13 protein-coding genes are annotated in these 17,505 nt (G+C 63.1%); 6 read left to right on the forward strand and 7 right to left on the reverse strand.

What is annotated here, in order from left to right; translation table 11 throughout:
* Nucleotides 1-24: 24 nt before the first annotated feature.
* The 6 genes from LOY54_RS06595 to LOY54_RS06620 all read right to left on the reverse strand — a co-directional run bounded on the left by LOY54_RS06595 (nucleotide 25) and on the right by LOY54_RS06620 (nucleotide 9,661).
* A complete protein-coding gene (locus LOY54_RS06595; protein ID WP_195885873.1) occupies nucleotides 25-768 on the reverse strand; it encodes a molecular chaperone in 744 nt (247 codons plus the stop codon).
* A gap of 87 nt (nucleotides 769-855) precedes the next feature.
* Complete coding sequence (locus tag LOY54_RS06600; RefSeq protein WP_258609945.1) at nucleotides 856-1,452, reverse strand: fimbrial protein; 597 nt, start codon at nucleotides 1,450-1,452, stop codon at nucleotides 856-858.
* A 170-nt stretch (nucleotides 1,453-1,622) separates the two neighbouring features.
* A complete protein-coding gene (locus tag LOY54_RS06605) occupies nucleotides 1,623-2,270 on the reverse strand; it encodes a response regulator (RefSeq protein ID WP_123565844.1) in 648 nt (215 codons plus the stop codon).
* A 71-nt stretch (nucleotides 2,271-2,341) separates the two neighbouring features.
* Nucleotides 2,342-5,572 carry a hybrid sensor histidine kinase/response regulator gene (locus LOY54_RS06610; protein ID WP_258609947.1) on the reverse strand — a complete coding sequence of 1,077 codons (3,231 nt, stop codon included), beginning with the start codon at nucleotides 5,570-5,572 and terminating at the stop codon, nucleotides 2,342-2,344.
* Between the two features lie 80 nt (nucleotides 5,573-5,652).
* A complete protein-coding gene (locus LOY54_RS06615; protein WP_045193498.1) occupies nucleotides 5,653-6,846 on the reverse strand; it encodes an EAL domain-containing protein in 1,194 nt (397 codons plus the stop codon).
* On the reverse strand, nucleotides 6,833-9,661 hold the full coding sequence (locus tag LOY54_RS06620) for an ATP-binding protein (RefSeq protein ID WP_258609949.1): 2,829 nt from the start codon (nucleotides 9,659-9,661) through the stop codon (nucleotides 6,833-6,835). The genes LOY54_RS06615 and LOY54_RS06620 overlap by 14 nt, the downstream gene beginning before the upstream one ends.
* Nucleotides 9,662-9,871: 210 nt before the next feature.
* On the opposite strand from LOY54_RS06620, the gene LOY54_RS06625 reads away from it, so the two are divergent.
* From LOY54_RS06625 to LOY54_RS06650, 6 genes are all read left to right on the forward strand, one after another.
* Complete coding sequence (locus LOY54_RS06625) at nucleotides 9,872-10,249, forward strand: hypothetical protein (protein ID WP_093386285.1); 378 nt, start codon at nucleotides 9,872-9,874, stop codon at nucleotides 10,247-10,249.
* 198 nt (nucleotides 10,250-10,447) lie between these two features.
* Nucleotides 10,448-10,771 (forward strand): chemotaxis protein CheY, encoded by a 324-nt coding sequence (locus LOY54_RS06630; RefSeq protein WP_230090928.1) that lies wholly within the window; start codon nucleotides 10,448-10,450, stop codon nucleotides 10,769-10,771.
* 198 nt (nucleotides 10,772-10,969) lie between these two features.
* On the forward strand, nucleotides 10,970-13,297 hold the full coding sequence (locus tag LOY54_RS06635) for a hypothetical protein (protein ID WP_258609951.1): 2,328 nt from the start codon (nucleotides 10,970-10,972) through the stop codon (nucleotides 13,295-13,297).
* Nucleotides 13,288-14,502: a hypothetical protein gene (locus LOY54_RS06640; protein WP_258609953.1), complete on the forward strand. Its 1,215-nt coding sequence runs from the start codon at nucleotides 13,288-13,290 to the stop codon at nucleotides 14,500-14,502. The genes LOY54_RS06635 and LOY54_RS06640 overlap by 10 nt, the downstream gene beginning before the upstream one ends.
* A gap of 10 nt (nucleotides 14,503-14,512) precedes the next feature.
* Nucleotides 14,513-15,169, forward strand: coding sequence for a DUF1266 domain-containing protein (locus LOY54_RS06645; protein ID WP_258609955.1), 657 nt, complete (start codon nucleotides 14,513-14,515; stop codon nucleotides 15,167-15,169).
* A 41-nt stretch (nucleotides 15,170-15,210) separates the two neighbouring features.
* Nucleotides 15,211-16,107 (forward strand): LysR substrate-binding domain-containing protein, encoded by an 897-nt coding sequence (locus LOY54_RS06650; protein ID WP_093386266.1) that lies wholly within the window; start codon nucleotides 15,211-15,213, stop codon nucleotides 16,105-16,107.
* On the opposite strand, the gene LOY54_RS06655 is transcribed toward LOY54_RS06650, so the two are convergent.
* A complete protein-coding gene (locus LOY54_RS06655) occupies nucleotides 16,108-17,505 on the reverse strand; it encodes an amino acid permease (protein WP_258609957.1) in 1,398 nt (465 codons plus the stop codon).

The following is a 17,505-nucleotide window of genomic DNA, read 5'->3' on the forward strand; positions in this document are numbered from 1 at the left end:
GGCTTAACGCCTGGGCATTAACCGTTATTGTTTGCCCGGCGCTTGGGCAGCGGTACTTGCCTGGCCGCTGGACAGTGTCGTGGTGTATTGGTTTTGCGCACCGTAATCATTGATGCTGGAAAAACTCAGGCGCACGTTGTTATCGCTACCCAGGGTTTTAACCGGAAATGTCTTTACTTCACCCGGCGCGACCATGGTTGAGTCCGCTGCCAGTTCGCTAAGTTTGCCCGCCTCAAGTTTTATATCCGCCATCGAGACGTGATAAAGGCTCGGGTTATTGACCTGCAGCAGGGTCTTGCCGCTGTGGCGCAGCAGTTGCCATTGCAATTCGGTCGGCGCCATAAGGGCATTGCCAGGCAAGCCTGCGGGGCGGAAGAAAATCTTGATGCGCTGGCGCACGGCCAGTTGCAGGGTGTTGGCTGCGGCCGCGGCCTGGGGGATTTCCTGGACGTTGAGCCAGACCACCGACTCTTTGTCCGCAGGCATCCCGGCACCTTCGTACAGCACTCGCAGCAACTGCTGTTCACGGGCGAACACCCGTGCCAGTGGCGGGGTTACGGCAAAGGGCACGCTGCGCTGGGCATCGCTGTCGTCGACCCAGGATTGAATCAGCACGTCCTGGTTGCCATTGCGCACGGTGACGTTGGCTTCCTTGTGGTTGCCATCAAAGACAATCCGCGTGGCACTCAGAGAAATACTGGCCATGGCCTGGCCGGCCATGAGCATGCCGAGCAGCCCCAGGCATGCGGGAATAGAACGACGCAACATGGTCTGTACCGTTTGATTCAGGGGTTTTACTTCAGGGCCAATGGCGAGGCCGGGCGGCCTCGCACAAAGCAGTTCAGGCGCTACGACTTATTCGTATTGCAGGATGAACGGCAGGGTGGCGTCACCGCGACCGGCGGTGGCAGTGCCCGCTGCGCCAGTGGTGACGTAGGCGGCGGAGAAGTTGAGGATCGCGTCGCCACCGGCAGCGCCGGTACCGTGCATTTCGCTCTGGATCATGGCGGTGGTTTTCGAGCTCAGGTCGATCAGCGCGCCGTTGCTGTCGAGCAGGGCGATACCGACGTTGGCTGCAGTGCCGGTGCCTTTGGTCAGGGCCAGGACTTTCTTGCCGGTGACCAGGCCCGAACCGCCGCTGGCGGCGTCAAAGATCATCGAGACTTTGGTGCCCAGGTTGCAGTTGACGTTGAGGTTGAAGTCTTTACCGGTGACACGGCCCGAGGACGGGCTTTCAGCGGTGCCCATGTCCTTGATCGATACAGTGCCCATGTCCACGGAGATCACGCGATCAGCGTTGGCGCCGTCAACCGAGCAGGCGTCGTTGTTGATCACGCCGGTGAAGGTGATCTTGCCGCTGCCACCTTGAACAGGCGTCGTTTCTGCTGCCAGGGCAGCGCCGGACGCTGCAAGTACGGACAGAGTAATAAGGGCCAGGGAGAACTTCTTCATGGTGATGTCCATTTGTATTGGTTGGAAAGTGCTGCATGAAAATGCCAATACACAATAGAACGGGGGGTGTTTGCCGAACATCAGACGATTCTTATAAGGCCTGAGCCCAGGTGGGGCGGGCGTTCTGGCAACAAAGTCTTTATCGGTTCCTGACCTTGTTGCCGGGAAATTTAGTTAAAGATACTGCGCTCCAGGCAATAAGCCAACAAGTCCTGGTCGCTATTAACATCAAGTTTGCGCATGGCCGAAATCTTTTGCGCGCTGATGGTCTTGGCACTTCGGTTCTGGCTGCGGGCAATATCACTGACACTTTTACCGGCGACAAACAGTCGCAGTATTTCAAACTCTTTGGGTGACAGTGTGGCAAACCGGTCCTCGATCGCCGCGGTGGTTTCGATGACCGAGGTTTTTGCAGGTTCCAGGCTGCGGTACTGGCTTTGCTGGGCCACGGCCTTGAGCGCCAGCTGGATTTCGGTGTGCAACTGGCTCTTCTGGATCACCCCGACCACGCCCAGCTCATGCAGGCGGGTGAGAATCAGGTGGTTGGAGATCATCGTCAGGATCAGCACCTGCAAATGCGGAAAGTGCCGCTTCAGGTAATCGACCAGTTTCAGGCCGTCGCCATAGGGTGAATCGGCCGGCATGTTGTAGTCGGTGATCACCAGATCCACCGGTTGCTGTTCGAGCAGCTCGATCAGGCCTTTTGAGCACACGGCTTCGCCGACCACGCAAAAACGTTCGTCACGTTCTACCAGTTCGCGCACACCGAGCAGCACGATCGGGTGATCGTCCGCGATGATGACTTTGAGTTTGTCCATAGTGGCTGTCCGTAGTACCGGTATAGAAGGTTAGGGGGTGTCCATACGGCCGCAGGTAAGCCTGATTGTTGTTACTCGAGCGCATCCACAACAGCGGCAAGCCGGCTCAGTATCTGCTGCACTTCAAGGCGCAGGGAAGCATCGATTGTCCCGCCTGCCAGGCGGCACTCAAGCGCCGTACAGTGCTCGGCCAGGTCGCTGGCCTGTACCGCGCCGAGGGCGCCGGCGATGCTGTGCAGCCTTTGGGCGACGATTCTAGCGTCACTTTGCTCCAGCGCGCAGCGGATCAGTTGCAGGTCATCGCGCATGGTGGTGATGAACAGCGGGCGCATCCGCTCTGAAAGCTGCAGGCTATCGGTAGCCGGGGCGGCGGCGGGGGCGGTGAGGGTGTCTGGCTCGACCCGCGTCGCTGCATTCTGCAAAGCCGGGCGGCAGAGCTTGAGCAGGTGGCCGCGCAGGGTCTGCAGGCTCAGCGGCTTGACGATCCAGGCGTTCATGCCGACGGCGATGCAGCGCATGCCCTCTTCGCGCATGGCGTTGGCAGTGACGCCGATGATCGGCAGCTGCGGGTCATGCTCGCGCAGGGTGCGGGCCAGCTCATAGCCGTTCATGACCGGCATGTTGACGTCCGTCAGCACCAGGTCAAAGACCTCGGGCTGCCACAGGTGCAGGGCCTGTTCGCCGTTGCTGGCGACCACCGCGGTGCAGCCCAGGGCCTCGAGCTGTTCCTTGATGATCGCCTGGTTGATCGGGTTGTCTTCGGCCACCAGGATACGCAGTTGCAGGTTGTCGGCTTGCTGTTGCGCGGCCTGCTGCGATGCCTGCGGCGTGCCCAGGCGGGCCATGCCCACCGCCTCGGCGATGGCGCGTAGGTTGTGCAGGTCGACATTCCAGCCCTGCCCGGTGTATTCCGGCGGGTTGCGTCCACCGGCCGTGCACAGCACCCGTGGCCCCGGCCAGGCTGGGGCGTTGGTCGCCGGCAAGGCATCGACCAGTACCGCCGGCGCATGCTTGGCTTCCAGTGGCTGGGGGGCCAGGGCGGCGTGTACGCCGAGGCGGACAAGCCAGTCGACCAGCGATTGCGCCAGCTCCTGTACCGGGGCGCGCACGTAAACCGGAATCGACGCGGCTGCAACTGGCGCGCTGCTTAGGGTTTGGCCTGCCAGCACCGGCAAGCTCATGCGCAGGGCAAAACTGCTGCCCAGCCCCGGTTCGCTGACCACTTTCAGTTGCCCACCCATCATTTCGCTAAGCCACCAGCAGATCGGCAGGCCCAGGCCTGCGCCACCTTCGCTGCAGGCGTCCTGCACCTGGTAGAACAGCTCGAACAGCTTGGCCTGCTGCGCCGTGGAGATGCCGATGCCGGTGTCGGTGACCTGCCACTCCAGGTTGACCTTGTCATCTTCTCGCGCCAGCACCCGGGTGCGCAGGACCACGCGCCCGGTGTCGGTGAATTTGATGGCATTGCTCAACAGGTTGTTGAGGATCTGCCGAATGCGCATCGGGTCGCCGAGCAGGCGCTCGGGCAGCGCGGCGTCGGTGCAGGCATAGAGCTGCAGGCCCTTGCGCTGGGCGAAGGCGGCATAGGTGTGCAGGGTGTCTTCGATCAGGTCCAGGGGGCAGAACTCGATGGACTCGATCGCCATCTGCCCGGATTCGATCTTCGACACGTCGAGCACGTCGCTGATCAGCTGGAACAAGGTGGCCGAGGAGCGCTGGATAGTCTGCAGGTATTCCTGCTGGCGCGGCTCCAGGCGAGTCAGGCCGAGCAGTTCGAGGGTGCCGAGCACGCCGTACAGCGGGGTGCGGATTTCATGGCTCATGGTCGCCAGGAACAGGGTCTTGGCTTCGTTGGCGGCATCGGCGGCGCGCCGTGCTTCTTCCAGGGCCGTGGCATCTTCAATATGCCGGGTGACGTCGTTGAAGGCATACAGGCGCACATCCTGGCCCTGGTAGCGGGTCGAGACAAACCCCACCTGCAGGTGCCGGCCGTCGATTTCCAGGTAGGTTTCACCCGTCTCGCCCTGGTCGGTGCGCCGCTCCAGGGCGCTGATCAGCTTGGCGCTGCCCGGCGACTGCTGGGCCCGCTGGTTTTCCACCAGCACCTGGTTGTCGGCGCGGCGCACCACGCACAGGCCGGTGGGCGCGGTATCGATTACCACGCGGCTGAAGGCTTCGCTTTCGGCGATGCTGGCATGCGCCTGGCGCGCCGGCAGGATCACCTGGCGGCGGTACCAGCGGTTGGCACCCCAGCCCATGGCAATGACTCCGAGCAGCAAGGCGCCAAGGCTTGCTAGCGGCCACAGGGCGTAGCGGAAGAAGCTGCGATAGTTAAGGGCATAGACCGCCGTCCACCCCGGGCCATTGTGGTTGACCAGCTTGAACACCAGGCCTTCGGGCTTGAAGTTGATCCCCTCATGCAGCGGCGATTCTGGCCACAACGCGCCAATCAGCACCTGGCCGGAAGGCGCCACCAGGGTGAAGTGGTCATAGATCGACCATTCCATGGTGCGTTCGTAGTCATTGGCCTGGGACAAATCGAGGATGCTGGCGATCATCACCCGGGTGTCGGCGCCCTTGATGTGGATTTCGTCCGCGGCCAGCTGGATGCCGATGTACGCTAGCATGCGCGCCGGGCCCGGGCTGGCGGCGCTTGGGCCATAGTGTTGCCAGCAGACTTCACCTTCGCGCAGCAACTGATGGTCGCGCGGCAGGCGATCGATCACGCTGCGGATCATGTCGATGAAGCTTTCGTTATGCGGTACGGTCTTGGCCCCTGCATGGCCTGCGGCCGGCACGGTGATGTCGAAGTTGCCGTGCTGGTTGAACAGGAACACATGCGGCGACTGGTAGTGCGAGGTCGACCAGAACGTGCTGTAAAAGGTCGCAAGGTGCACGCCAAGGGAGAATATCTTGGCGTGTTCGCTGGCGGCGATTTTCTCTGGGTCGATTTTGGCGCTGAAGGGCATGGAGTAGGAAAACTCCTGGCCCTGGTAAATATTCGGGCCTTCTTCCGGCAAGGCTTTGAGCAAGCGCACCTGGGCATTCTCGTCCTTGAGCAACTCGCCCTGATGGCTGCGCTGGGCCAGGCTGCGCAAGAACACTTCCTGCTCGCGGATGTTTTCCATCAGCCGGGCAAAGTGAAAGCGCACGGTGTCGTGCTGCTCCTCGATCAGGCGCTGAAACGACCAGTAGCTGGTGCCGACCAACAGCAAAGCCAGGCCAAGCAACACCATCATCCCTTTGTTCAGACGCAACGAACTGCGGGTGAGTTTTTCCAGCAGGGCGTTGTCGTGCTTCATCAGGAGCTTCCGCAGTATCAGTAAGGGTGGTGGCTGGATGGAGTGTACCTCTGCTGGCAATTCAAGGGCGCTGCGGCCACTCAATAGAAGGTGGCCGGCCCGTCATTGGTGAGCAATTGCTGAAACTGCTCGGACGATACCGCGTGGGAAATCAGAAAACCCTGGGCCTGGTTGCAGTCGATCTTGCGCAACAGGGCAAGCTCCTGGGGCGTCTCGACCCCTTCGGCGACCACCGTCAACCCCAGCTTGCGGCCCAGGGCGACGATGCTGGTCAGCGCCGAGGTCATGCTTTCGTTTTCGTGGCAGCCCTGGACCAGGGCGCGGTCGATCTTGAGCTCGGTGAACGGCGTCGAGACCAGGTTCATGTACGAGCTGTAGCCCTTGCCGAAGTCATCCTGGGACAGGCCGAAGCCTTTGATACGCAAGCGGCAGGCGCCGGCGTAAAAGTTACTGATGTCCTGGGGCACCGAGCACTCCATCAGCTCGAAGCAGATCTTGCCGGGGATGCCCTGGTGGTGCAGGACGAACTCCAGCAGGCGGTCGGCCAGGTCATGGCTGTTGAGCAGGTGGGTCGGCAGGTTGATCGATACCGGAATGTCATACCCCTGCTGGCGCCAGCGCGCCTGGGCATGGATCGCCTGCTTGAGCATCAGCCACAGCAGGCGCTCTTCCAGCTCGAAGGTCTTGAACGCCGGCAGGAACGCGCCGGGCAGCAGCACGCCTTGCTCCGGGTGCATCCAGCGCACCAGGGCTTCAGCGGCAACGATGCGGCCATTGCTGAGGGATTTTTTCGGCTGGAACCAGGCCTGGAACTGGCCATTGCTCAGCCCATGGATAAGCGCCTGGTAGTCGAACTGCGCCACCGCCGGCGGCACCGGCGGCGCGCTGCGGTTCTTGCCGTTGAGCTGATCGGTGAGGTTGCGCAGGGCATCGGGCTTGACCGGCTTGGAAAGCAGGCCGATCACTTCGACGCCAAGGTTTTTGGCCACCAGGCTTGCAGCCATGAGCATGCGCTTGGAGGCGGCGCTCATGATTGCCAGGTCCGGTTTGCTGCGCAGCCTGGCCAGGCCTTGGATGAACTGCACGCCGTCCATGCCGGGCATCAGCAGGTCGGTCAGCACCAGGTCGAAGTCACGCCGCTGCAGGTGTTCCAGCGCTTCCTTGCCGTCCTGGGCCGCTTCGAAATGGAAATCGCCCAATTCGCTGAACAGGTGCTGCAAGTACATGTGCTGGAACGGGTGGTCCTCGACGATCAAGATGTTATAGGGCTTCATTAGAGGTCTCTTGATAAGGCGCCAGATAGTTGAACAAGGCCCGCAGCGCGAAAGGCTTGACCAGGCAATGATTCATTCCGGCTGCAAGGCATAGTTCGGCTTCGCCGCGCATGGCATTGGCCGTCGCTCCGATGATCGGGATCGAGCAGCCTTGGCGGCGCAGTTCTCTGGCCAGTTCGTAGCCATTGAGTTTGGGCATGTTCACATCGGTCAAGACCACGTCGAAGTGCCCGCTTTTCCACAATTGCAGGGCCTCGATACCGTCCCCCGCCAACTCGACGGTGCAGCCGAGCTCTTCGAGCTGATCACGCAGGATCAACTGGTTGATGATGTTGTCTTCGGCCACCAGGATGTGCAGCTCGAGTTTCTGCATTTCGCGCTTTTGCGGGTCATCGGTACGGGCGATCCACAGCCCCTGGGCCTGGCGGATGGCCTGGTAAAGAGCACTGAGGTGGTTGAGGTTGACCTGCCAGCGGCCGTCTTCGAGTTGCGGCTCGCAGCAGCCATGGGCGCTGGCCAGGATCAGCGGCCCGCTCCAGTCGGCCACCAGCGCTTGCTCGGCGCTGCCGGGGTGCAGCTCGAGCAGCAGGTGGCCGCTGGCGGCATCCGCCGGCGTTGGCCGCCCGACCTGGGCCCGGGCGCCCCAGCGGCGCAGCCAGCCGCTGATCGACTGCGCCAGCTCGCGAATCGGCGAGACTACGTAGATGGTCTCGGGCAACAGGTTGCCCTGGGCCGGCAGGTCGCTGCTGGCCGAGGCTTCTTCCAGTGGCAGGGTCAGGGTAAAACTGCTGCCCAGGCCCAGTTCGCTGACCATGCGCAACTGGCCGTTCATCAACTGGGTCAGGCGCTGGCAGATCGGCAGGCCCAGGCCGGTGCCGGCCACCACGTTGGTGTTGCCTTCAGTCTGGTAGAACGGCTCGAAAATGTACGGGTGGTCTTCCTCGGCGATGCCCTTGCCGGTGTCCGACACCTGCCACATCAGGCTTGAACGCTCGCCATCGCGGTTGATCAGCTTGACCCGCAACACCACCCGGCCGCTGTCGGTGAACTTGACCGCATTGCTCAGCAGGTTGTTGAGGATCTGGCGGATCCGCGTCACGTCGCCAATCAGCCGCTCCGGCAGTTGCGGATCGAAGCAGGCGTACAACTGCAGGTTCTTGCCCTGGGCCGCGGCGCTGTAGCCCTGGATGACCTCGTGGACCAGCTCCGCGGGCGAGAACTCGCTCAGCTCCAGGGCCAGTTGCCCGGCTTCGATCTTCGACACATCCAGCACGTCGCAGATCAACTGCAACAGGGTCGCTGACGAGCCTTCGATCGCGTGCAGGTAATCGCGCTGCTGGGCATCGAGCTGGGTGCGCGCCAGCAGTTCCAGGGTACCCAGCACACCGTACAGCGGGGTGCGGATCTCGTGGCTCATGGTCGCCAGAAACAGCGTCTTGGCCTCGTTGGCGGCATCGGCCGATTGCCGCGCTTCTTCCAGCGCCGCTTCAACCTGCTTGCGCGCACTGATGTCGCTGAAGGCGCAGAACAGCACGTCTTCGCCGTTGTAGCGGGTCGGCGCGCTGCTCAGGTACAGGTGGCGGCCATCGGCGGTGGCGAAGTAGTCGCTGCGCTCGGTTTGCTGGCTGGCGAAGGCCTGGTTGATCCAGCCGGCGCACAGCACATCGCGCTCCAGGCCGTCGCCCAGCCATTGTTGCGCCAGGGTGTTTTCCAGCACCACCTTGCCGTCGGTGCGGCGCAGTACGCACAAGGCCACCGGTGCGGTCTGGATCACATCGCGGCTGAACGCCTCGCTTTCGATCAGGGCCTGGATGCGGTTGATCGCCGGTGCTATGAAGCGATGCTCGATGCGGCGCATCAGCAGCAGGATCAGGGTCACGGTGAACAGGCAGAACAGCAGCGAGCCGACCAACTGCTTCCACAACCCGGCCAGCACCGCCAGCAGGTCGATCGAGTACACCAGTTGCCAGTCCGAGGACTTCAGGTGCTTGCGGATCACCAGGTGGTCGGGGATCCAGCCGTCGCCGACAAAACCGAAGAAGTTTTCCCCCTGGGAGTTGAGCAGCATCCGCCCAAGGTGCGCGTCGTGGCTGTTGGTGAACACCAGCATGCCTTCGGAGTTGAGCATCATGAACTCGCCGGCGCTCTGGTCGTTGAGCGCCGCCGACACCTCGCGGCTGTCCATTTCCAGGCCCAGCCAGCCCGACTCGGCGTCGCGCTCATCCAGGCGAATGAAGATGTACAGGTACGAGCGCTGCTCGGTCTGGTCGGTCAGCCACAGTTCGGCGGCGGGGTAGGGGCTGTTGTCCTTGAGCGCCTGTAGCTGCTCAAGCATGCGCGGCGAAAACCCCGGCACCCCGGGGGCGGAGTTGTACAGGCGCCTGACCTGCGCGTTCGGCCCGGTGTCGACATACAGCAGGCTGACCTGCTTGTCCTTCATGTAATCGCGCATGCGCTGGGTCAGCCAGATGCTCCAGCGGTTGTCGCTGGTGCTGCCCAGTTGCAGGTGCACTTCTTCGCTCGATGGCAGGTAGACCAGGGACCTTGCCTGTTTTGACTTGCGCACCGCCGACAGGCTCAGGCTCTCGAGCAAGGCCTCGCGGTTGGTGAAGAAGGTGTGCGCCTCGGCGATCGCGCTGCTCATGTAGCCGCGACGCTGGGAGATGTCGTTGTTGAAGGTGAACAACAGGAAGTTGTACACGCCGCTGAAGATGCCGATCAGCAAAACCACGGCGAACAACCGCAGCAAGCGGCGGGCGGCTTCGGGGCTGGAAAGAAGCGGGCTGATTTGCAGCAGGTAGCTTTTTAATCTCATTCGCCGACTCTAGTGAGTCGCGAATGCTGCAGACATCAGACAATCCTTAAACATAGGCCCTGGCGCAGGCGTTGACCAGCCAGCGGGCGCTTATTTGTCCGGTTCTGCGACCTGCTTGGCAAAGCGCAACAATGCCTATCAGACAATCCTTAAACATTGCGCCGTCTGGCCGACACTCAAGGTATCAACCGTTTTCGCAGGAGTGTCGGCATGAAGAGTAAATATGTTGCTATCGCTGCAGGGTTGCTGTTGGGTCTGAACGGGGCCTGCATGGCCGCCACGCCGGTTGCCCAGGGCGTGATCAATTTCACCGGCAGCATCGTCGAGTCGCCGTGCACGCCTTCGGCCCGGGCCGGTGCCTTGAACCTCAGCGATTGCCCGGCCCAGGCCCGGGGTACCCGCATCGAGCTGCAGCAGGTCGTCCCTCAGGCTTCGGTCACGACGCCCGACCATGCGCCGGTCAACGTCAGGCTGGTGGCCGACAGCGGCACGGCCGGGCGTTACTACAACCAGCAGTACGCGCTGCTGGATGCTTCCGGCAAGGCCCTGAGTTCCGGCGCCTACCTGATTACCCTGACCACGCCTTAAGGCTTGGGCGTAAGGGCGTTTGAGAATTGTCTTAGAGTCTCTGCACACGACCAACGGTAACCTTGCCAGTACTTCAGCGAGTCGCAGCGTTTATAAAGACTCGCGGAGCCCATCTGTCAGGTTTACCGAATGTCAAACATAGCATTGCGCATAGTGATCGCTGATCGGCAGCAGGATCAGCGAAGCAAGATAGAAAACATGCTCAACCGCCTGGGGTACAGCCGCGTTGCCCACTTGAGTAGCTTTCAAGCGTTGCAAGCCGCGACCCGGGCGCAGGGCACACCCTTCGACCTGTTGATCGTCAACACGGTGCTGGTGCCTTCCCGGCAGTTCAACCTGTTGAAGTTCTGCCATGACAACCCGCGCATCCGCCATGCGCTGATCTATGAAGGGCAACGCGCCGATTGCTCGCGGGTCTCGGTGCCGGTCAATGCCAGGATTCAACTGTGCCTGTCGCCGGCACCGGACCTCGACTCGATCAAGCGCTGCCTGCACAGTGTCGATCCGCTGTTTGCGCATTAATCAGCGCGCCCACCCCCTGCACCCGCTTGGATTTTCAAACGCCAACTGGTAGCGTGCAGCACCTCGCTGTATTGCCCGATCCCTTTCGTCATCGTTGCCTGTCCAGGGCCGACGTACACGAGTACCCGTTGGCCCGTTCAAGGGCGCCGGCGCAGGGCGCATCGGGCGATGCACAGTCATTCGCAAATGGAGTTCACAATGACGCAGAACAGCACCGTGCTGTCCGGAATCCAGCTGGATCAATTCATCGACCGTCTAGAGGTCGAGCATCAGGAACACGGTGACGACCACGTGCTGGGCCTGCTGCGCGCCCAGCCGCTCAAGGCAGCCTCGCTGGAATCGATCGACCGTCTGCACGTGCTGTGGGTCAACGCCGGAGACGCCGACGCCTCCAGGGCGGTGCTGGCCGACGACGGCCAGGCGCTGATCGAGGCGACGCCAGAAGAGGCGCGCAACGAACTCAAGGTCAACCTGCTGATCTACCAGCTGCGCCTGTGCAACTACCTCAAAGACGAGCAAGGCCTGCTGCAGGCCCTCGACGCCCTGCAGCAACTGAGCAACGAGTCGCTGGCGTTCGATATCGAACAGTACCGGCGCTACCGCATTTTTGACGATCTGCAGCACACCACCCTCGACGTCGCCCTCAAGGCCATCGAGGTGCGTCACACCCTGGCGTTGATCAACCCCGGCCGCCATGCCTTGCGGGCCTGGGACGATGCCGACCAGCATCGGCGCCGGGCGCGGGTGCTGGCTGCCCACGAACGTGACGAAGAGGCTCGCGAAGCGGCGCTGGCGGCAATTACCGCGTTGCGCACCGCCGCTGCTGACCAGGACGTCGACGGCAACGACTGGCTGTGGCTGGGCGATGCACTGATCGAGATCGTGCCGCTGCGCCTGGCGATGTTCGAGCAACCTGTGGTGCAGTTGATCGCTGAGCTGTCGCTGCCCCAGCGCCGCGAGTGGGAAGTGCGCCTGGCGCGCCTGGCGGCGCGCTCATTGAAGGCCCAGGGCGACCTGCCCGGCGCCTTGAAAATCTGTGAAGTGGCGACCCTGGAACTGGACTCCAGCGGCGGTGACAACTTTGTCGAATTCCACTTGCCCTGGTTGCTTGAAAACGGTCAGATCGACGACGCCGGGCAGCGTGCATTCATGGAAATCTATGGCGTTCGCAGCCAGATGTGGCCGGGCACCGCCTACTGGGTACACGATCGCCTGCTCGATGCCGAGGACCAGTCGCCATGGTGGCCGCTGTGCGTGATGCGCGCCTGTGATGATCAAAAGGTCTTGGAGCGGTTTGTTTCCGGGCTGCCATGGCGCGACGAGTCGACGCCGTCCATGGGCCCGCTGCTCGATGCGCTGCATGCTGCCCGCGATGACCTTGAGCAGCTCGATAACGTTTTCGCCCAGGCCCTGGAAGAAGCCCGCCGCCGCGCGCCGAACCACCCCTGGATCAACCGCCTGCTGGCAGTGCGTGAGCGCCAGGCCGGGCGCATTGACGCCAACACTGAACTTACGATGCTGCGCGAGGCCGTTTCGGCCGGCAATATGCAAGACCACCGTAGCGCCTACAGCCTGTTCAGCGCCCATGCCAGCGTGTTCGGCATTGTCGATGCCTTGCGCCAACCGCTGCCGACAATGGCCGGTGGCATGAACTATTACAGTTTCGCTTGCAACATCGACGACCTGGTCGAGGTGGAAGTCGAGAAGCTCTCGAGCGAGGAAGCAGATCAGGCCTGGTCGTTGTTGCGCGAAGTACAAAAGCTGGCCTACGAACGCGGCCAGGCGCGCATGGAGCAATGCTTCGCCACCGGTCGCGGGCATCGTTACGATGCCTGTGTGCACATGTACTCGATGCTCTGCAACAACCTGGCGATCAACTACCGCTGCTACAACGACCAGCGCATGTATGAGCAGGCCCTGGAGCTGCATGCCCGTGGCATTGCCGCCAGTCCGTTCGCAGAACACTATCATGGCACCCTGCAAAACCGCATTGAGCTGGGGGATGACGCGGGCATCGCCGAAGCCGCCGAACAGCTCTGGCACTTCGCCGCCGACTATGGCTACAGCCGCCACGACCCCGAAGAATACCTGTTCGAAGTCAGCCGGGCCCTGTACCGCCTGGACCGCGAACGCGAAATCCTGATCTGGCTTGAGCGCGTGCTCAAATGGCAGGAAGAGCAAGGAGTCGCCGACAAAGACCTGGAAATCTCGCAACTGTTCGCGCGGATAAAAGTGGCCACGTACCTGTCGTACAACCTGCCGGAGGCCGCCACCAGCCTGTGGCTGCGCTACGCGCCCTATGTCAACGAAGGTGACATCGCCAGCCTGCTGGGTTGCTCCGGCGATGTGCTCAAGGGCCTGGGGCGCAAGGAAGAGGCCATCGCCTACTACCAGCGCTCGATCCTGCGCAGTGATCCGGACAACGCTATCGACCAGAGCAACAATGAAATCTTCAGCCAGAGCATCGCCGAGCTGCAGGCCGTTGAAAAACCGGCTGGCAAGGCCTGGTGGCAGATATGGAAGTGACACCGGAGCTGCGACAGTCCGGTTACGCCCCGCGCAACGCACTCAATGCCGATCAACTCAAGCGCGCCATTGCCGAGCGCAGCAAGGCCCGTGGTGATGCGCCAGAGGTGGGCAAATGGTTGCTCAACCATTTCTACCGGCACCTGGTCGGCAACTTCGAGCCGGCGCGGCCGATCCTGACCCTGGAGCAGGCGGTCGAGGCGCTGGGGGCCGAACCGCCGCCGTGGGTGGCCAGGCACTTGGGCGACGCCGGCAAACAGTCGCAGCAGGCGCCGCTGGTCTGGATCGATCCGCAGCAGGCGCCACTGCTGGCCGAGGAGGCCTTGCTGGTGGAGTTCCTGACCTCGCGTCAGGGCACCGCGTTGGCTGGCAAGCTCGACCGCATCAACTGCCCGCAGGCGCTGGCGCTGTGGCACAAGGAGCACGCGCAGATGGCCGCGCGGGTCGAGCAGGGCTGGCGCCAGAGCCAGCCCGAGGCCTTGCTCACGCGGGTGACCACTGCTGAGCACGTACTGCAGGAGCTGCGCCCCGAGAGCCCTTTGCTGCGCGCCGAAATGGCCTTTGAAAGCTATGTGATGCGCCACTGCCTGGGTCAGTTCGCCGATCGCCGCGCCCTCACCGGCGGCTACGGCGAGCGCTATGCCGAAGCGGTGGAGCAGCGGCGCATGCGCGTGTTGAGTTTTCGCGACGCCCAGGGCCAGCCACACATCACCATCAGCCTGATCGTTCAGGCCGACGGCACCTTGACCGTCGAGCAGGTCAAGGGCAAGCAGAACCGGCCGCCGGTCGAGCGTTATTACCAGGACTTGCTGCAGTGCCTGAATGCCCTGGGCACCGACCAGCAGACGCCCGCCGACTGCATCGCCATCGGCATCGTACGCACTGAAGCTGGGTGGCTGCGCATCGAAGAGGTCAGCGACCCGACCGCTCAGACCCGCCTGGTGGCGCGCTACCCGCAGCTGTACGAACGCCTCGATGCGCCTTCGGCCATGGTCGAGTGGCTGGTGGCCGGGCGTCAGCCGCAGCAGTTCTTGCAGGCTGGCCCGCAAGCGGTGTCGGTCAAGTACGCCACCCGGCATATCGTCGGCAAGCGCGCTGAACGTCAGCTCAATGATCCGCTGTACCAGACCGAAGGCGTGCCATGGCCGGACATGACGCCCGCCGAGGGTGAGGAAATCCAGGCCTGGCAGGCCCGGGCAAGGTAAGGAGAAGCGCATGTTTTTACTGATCGCGGCGGTTGTATCAGCTTGGTTGTTGTGGCGGGCATTGCGACCGCGCGGCGCCGCGCCGTTGTTCAGCCAGCGCAAGCACTGGTCACTGTTGCTGGCCAGGCCCATGGCCGATGCGATGGGCGTCGAGGGCTTCTACTCGCCGGCCTGCGATCACTTCAACGAGCAAGCGCAGAAGATCGTGCGGGCAGCGTTGCTGCACCAGGCCGGGGTTCGCAGCAACTGCGATGACGAGGCCGTGCGCGCGCACTTTAGCGCGAGCCTCGAACAGCAATGGTACAGCCTCGACCTGCAGGCGCTGACGGCCAGCGATGAGCCGCGTGCGGCCATGGCCTTTGCCTGTGCGCGGGTGGCGTTTGTGGCCCGTTGTGCGCTGCTGATGCGCTGGCTCGAGCCTGATCTTGCCTGGCGTGTGCTGCTGCTCAATGCGCAGCGGGCGCAGGACTGTTTCGACAGTTGGGAGGATTTCGGCAAAGCCTATAAGCTGGGGCGCGAGCAGTGGGTCGCGGCGTTTCGCGTCGACTCGCTGGGCGAAGCGTTCCACGAGCAGCATCTGCGCCAGTTGCTGGCCCCCGGCAGCGGTGCCTGGGCGGATATCCCCTGGCATACGCCCGCGGCGTTGAGCCCGGCGCTGGCGAGGTAACTGCGCGACTGTTGGTTCCAGCATCCCAGAGGGGCATTGCGATGATCGGCTTCACCTTTCGCCAGTTGGAGTATTTCGTCGCCGCCGCCGAGCAGGGCAGTGTCAGCGCAGCGGCGCGCACCAAGCATATTTCCCAGCCGTCGGTATCACTGGCGCTGTCGCAGCTGGAAGCGAGCCTGGGCGAGAAGCTCTTTCATCGCCAGGTCAGTCGTGGCCTGGAGCTGACTCCGGCCGGGCGCAAGCTGCTCGAACAGGCGCGCGACATGCTCAACCTGGCCTCGGCCATCAGCGGCAAGGGCGAGCAGCAACAGGTGGTGCGCGGGAGCCTGAGCCTGATCTGCTTCCAGGACCTGGGGCCGTACTACGCGCCGCGCCTGTTGAGCGGCTTTCGCCGACGCCATCCGGAAGTCACCATCACCTTGTTCGAGGCCGATCTTGCCGAGGTCAACCGGCGCCTTGCCGATGGCAAGGCGGAGCTGGCGCTGACCTATGACGTGGGGCTCGATGCGCCGATCGAAAAGCGCGTGCTGGCGCAGCTGACGCCTTATGCCCTGCTGCCGGCCGACCACCCGCTGGCGTTGCAGGAGCGGGTATCGCTGGTGGACCTGGCCACGGAGTGTTTGATTCTCGAAGACATCGCCCGGACCCGCGAATACTTTCTTTCGCTGTTCTGGGCCCATGACCTGCAACCGGCCAGCCTGCAACTGACCCAGACTTTCGAGATGCAGCGCGGGCTGGTCGCCCATGGCTATGGCGTGGCGCTGTCTTGCACCCGGCCGGTGGCCGATTGCAGCTACGACGGCCAGCCGCTGGCCTGCCGGCCCCTGCTGGAAACGGTCAGCCCGCAGCCGGTGGTGCTGGCCCAGTCCAGTGCCATGCGCCCGTCACCGGCGGCGCAGGCCTTCCTCGACTGGGCCAGCGAGCAGCTGGCGACCTGATCAGTTACCCGGCGAACCGGCCAACCTGACCTGCGCTTGGCGGGCGACGAACAGCCAGTAGCCCAGTGACAGCAGGGCCAGCCAGCCGATGCCCACGTACAGGGCCATGCGCGTGTCGGGGAACCAGGCCAGCACGCCGAAGATGAACAGCATGAACACCACCGCGCAGGCCGGGCCGACCGGCCAGAACGGCACCGGGAAGTGCAGCCTTGCCACCTCGTCGGCGCTCATGCCGCGGCGCATGACGATCTGCGACAGCAGGATCATCAGCCACACCCAGACGATCGAAAAGGTCACCACCGCCGCGAGGATCAGGAACAGGTTGTCCGGCGCCAGGTAGTTGAGCACCACCCCCAGCAGCAGGGCCACGGCCATCACCACCACGGTCATCCACGGCACACCGAAGCGCGACAGCTGGGCGAAGCTGGCCGGTGCCTGGCCGTTGTGGGCCATGCCGTACATCATCCGCCCGGCGCTGAAGATGTCGCTGTTGATCGCCGACACCGCCGCCGAAATCACCACGATGTTCAGCAGCGTCGCCGCCGAGCCAATGCCCAGGCCGCTGAAAATCTGCACGAAGGGGCTGCCTTCGCTGCCGATTTTCGACCAGGGGTAGATCGACATCAGCACCAACAGGGTGAACACGTAGAACAGCAGGATGCGCAGCGGTACCGAGTTGATCGCCCGGGGGATCACCCGCTGCGGGTCCTTGGCTTCGCCGGCGGTGATGCCGATCATCTCGACGCCGCCGAAGGCGAACATCACCACGGTGAACGAGGCGATCATGCCGCCTACGCCGTTGGGGAAGAAGCCGCCATGGCTCCACAGGTTGCTCACCGCCGCCAGGGGCTCGCCGGCGCCGCCCAGCTGGATGCCGAACATCAGCACGGCGGCGCCGGCAAGGATCATCGAGACGATGGCGGTGACTTTCAGCAGCGACAGCCAGAACTCCAGTTCGCCAAACACCCGTACGCTGCACAGGTTCAGCGCGCCGATGAAGAAGACGATGCCCAGCACCCAGATCCAGCGCGGCGTGTCGGGGAACCAGAAGCTCATGTAAACGCCGAAGGCGGTGACATCCGCCAGGCACACCACCAGCATCGAGAAGGCGTAGCTCCAGCCGGTGAGAAAACCGGCAAAGCGCCCCAGGTACTGGCTGGCGTATTGCCCGAAGGAGCCGGACACCGGGTTGCGCACGGCCATCTCGCCGAGGGCGCGCATCATCATGTAGATCGCCGCGCCACCGATCAGGTAGGCGAGCAACACCGAAGGGCCGGCCAGTTTGATGGCCGCTGCAGAGCCATAGAAAAGCCCGGTGCCGATGGCAGAACCGAGCGCCATGAAGCGAATGTGGCGGGTACTCAGACCGCGCCGCAAGGCGGTGCTGTTTTCGTTCAT

Origin of the sequence: Pseudomonas sp. B21-032, assembly GCF_024748965.1 — a bacterium.
Taxonomy (GTDB): domain Bacteria; phylum Pseudomonadota; class Gammaproteobacteria; order Pseudomonadales; family Pseudomonadaceae; genus Aquipseudomonas.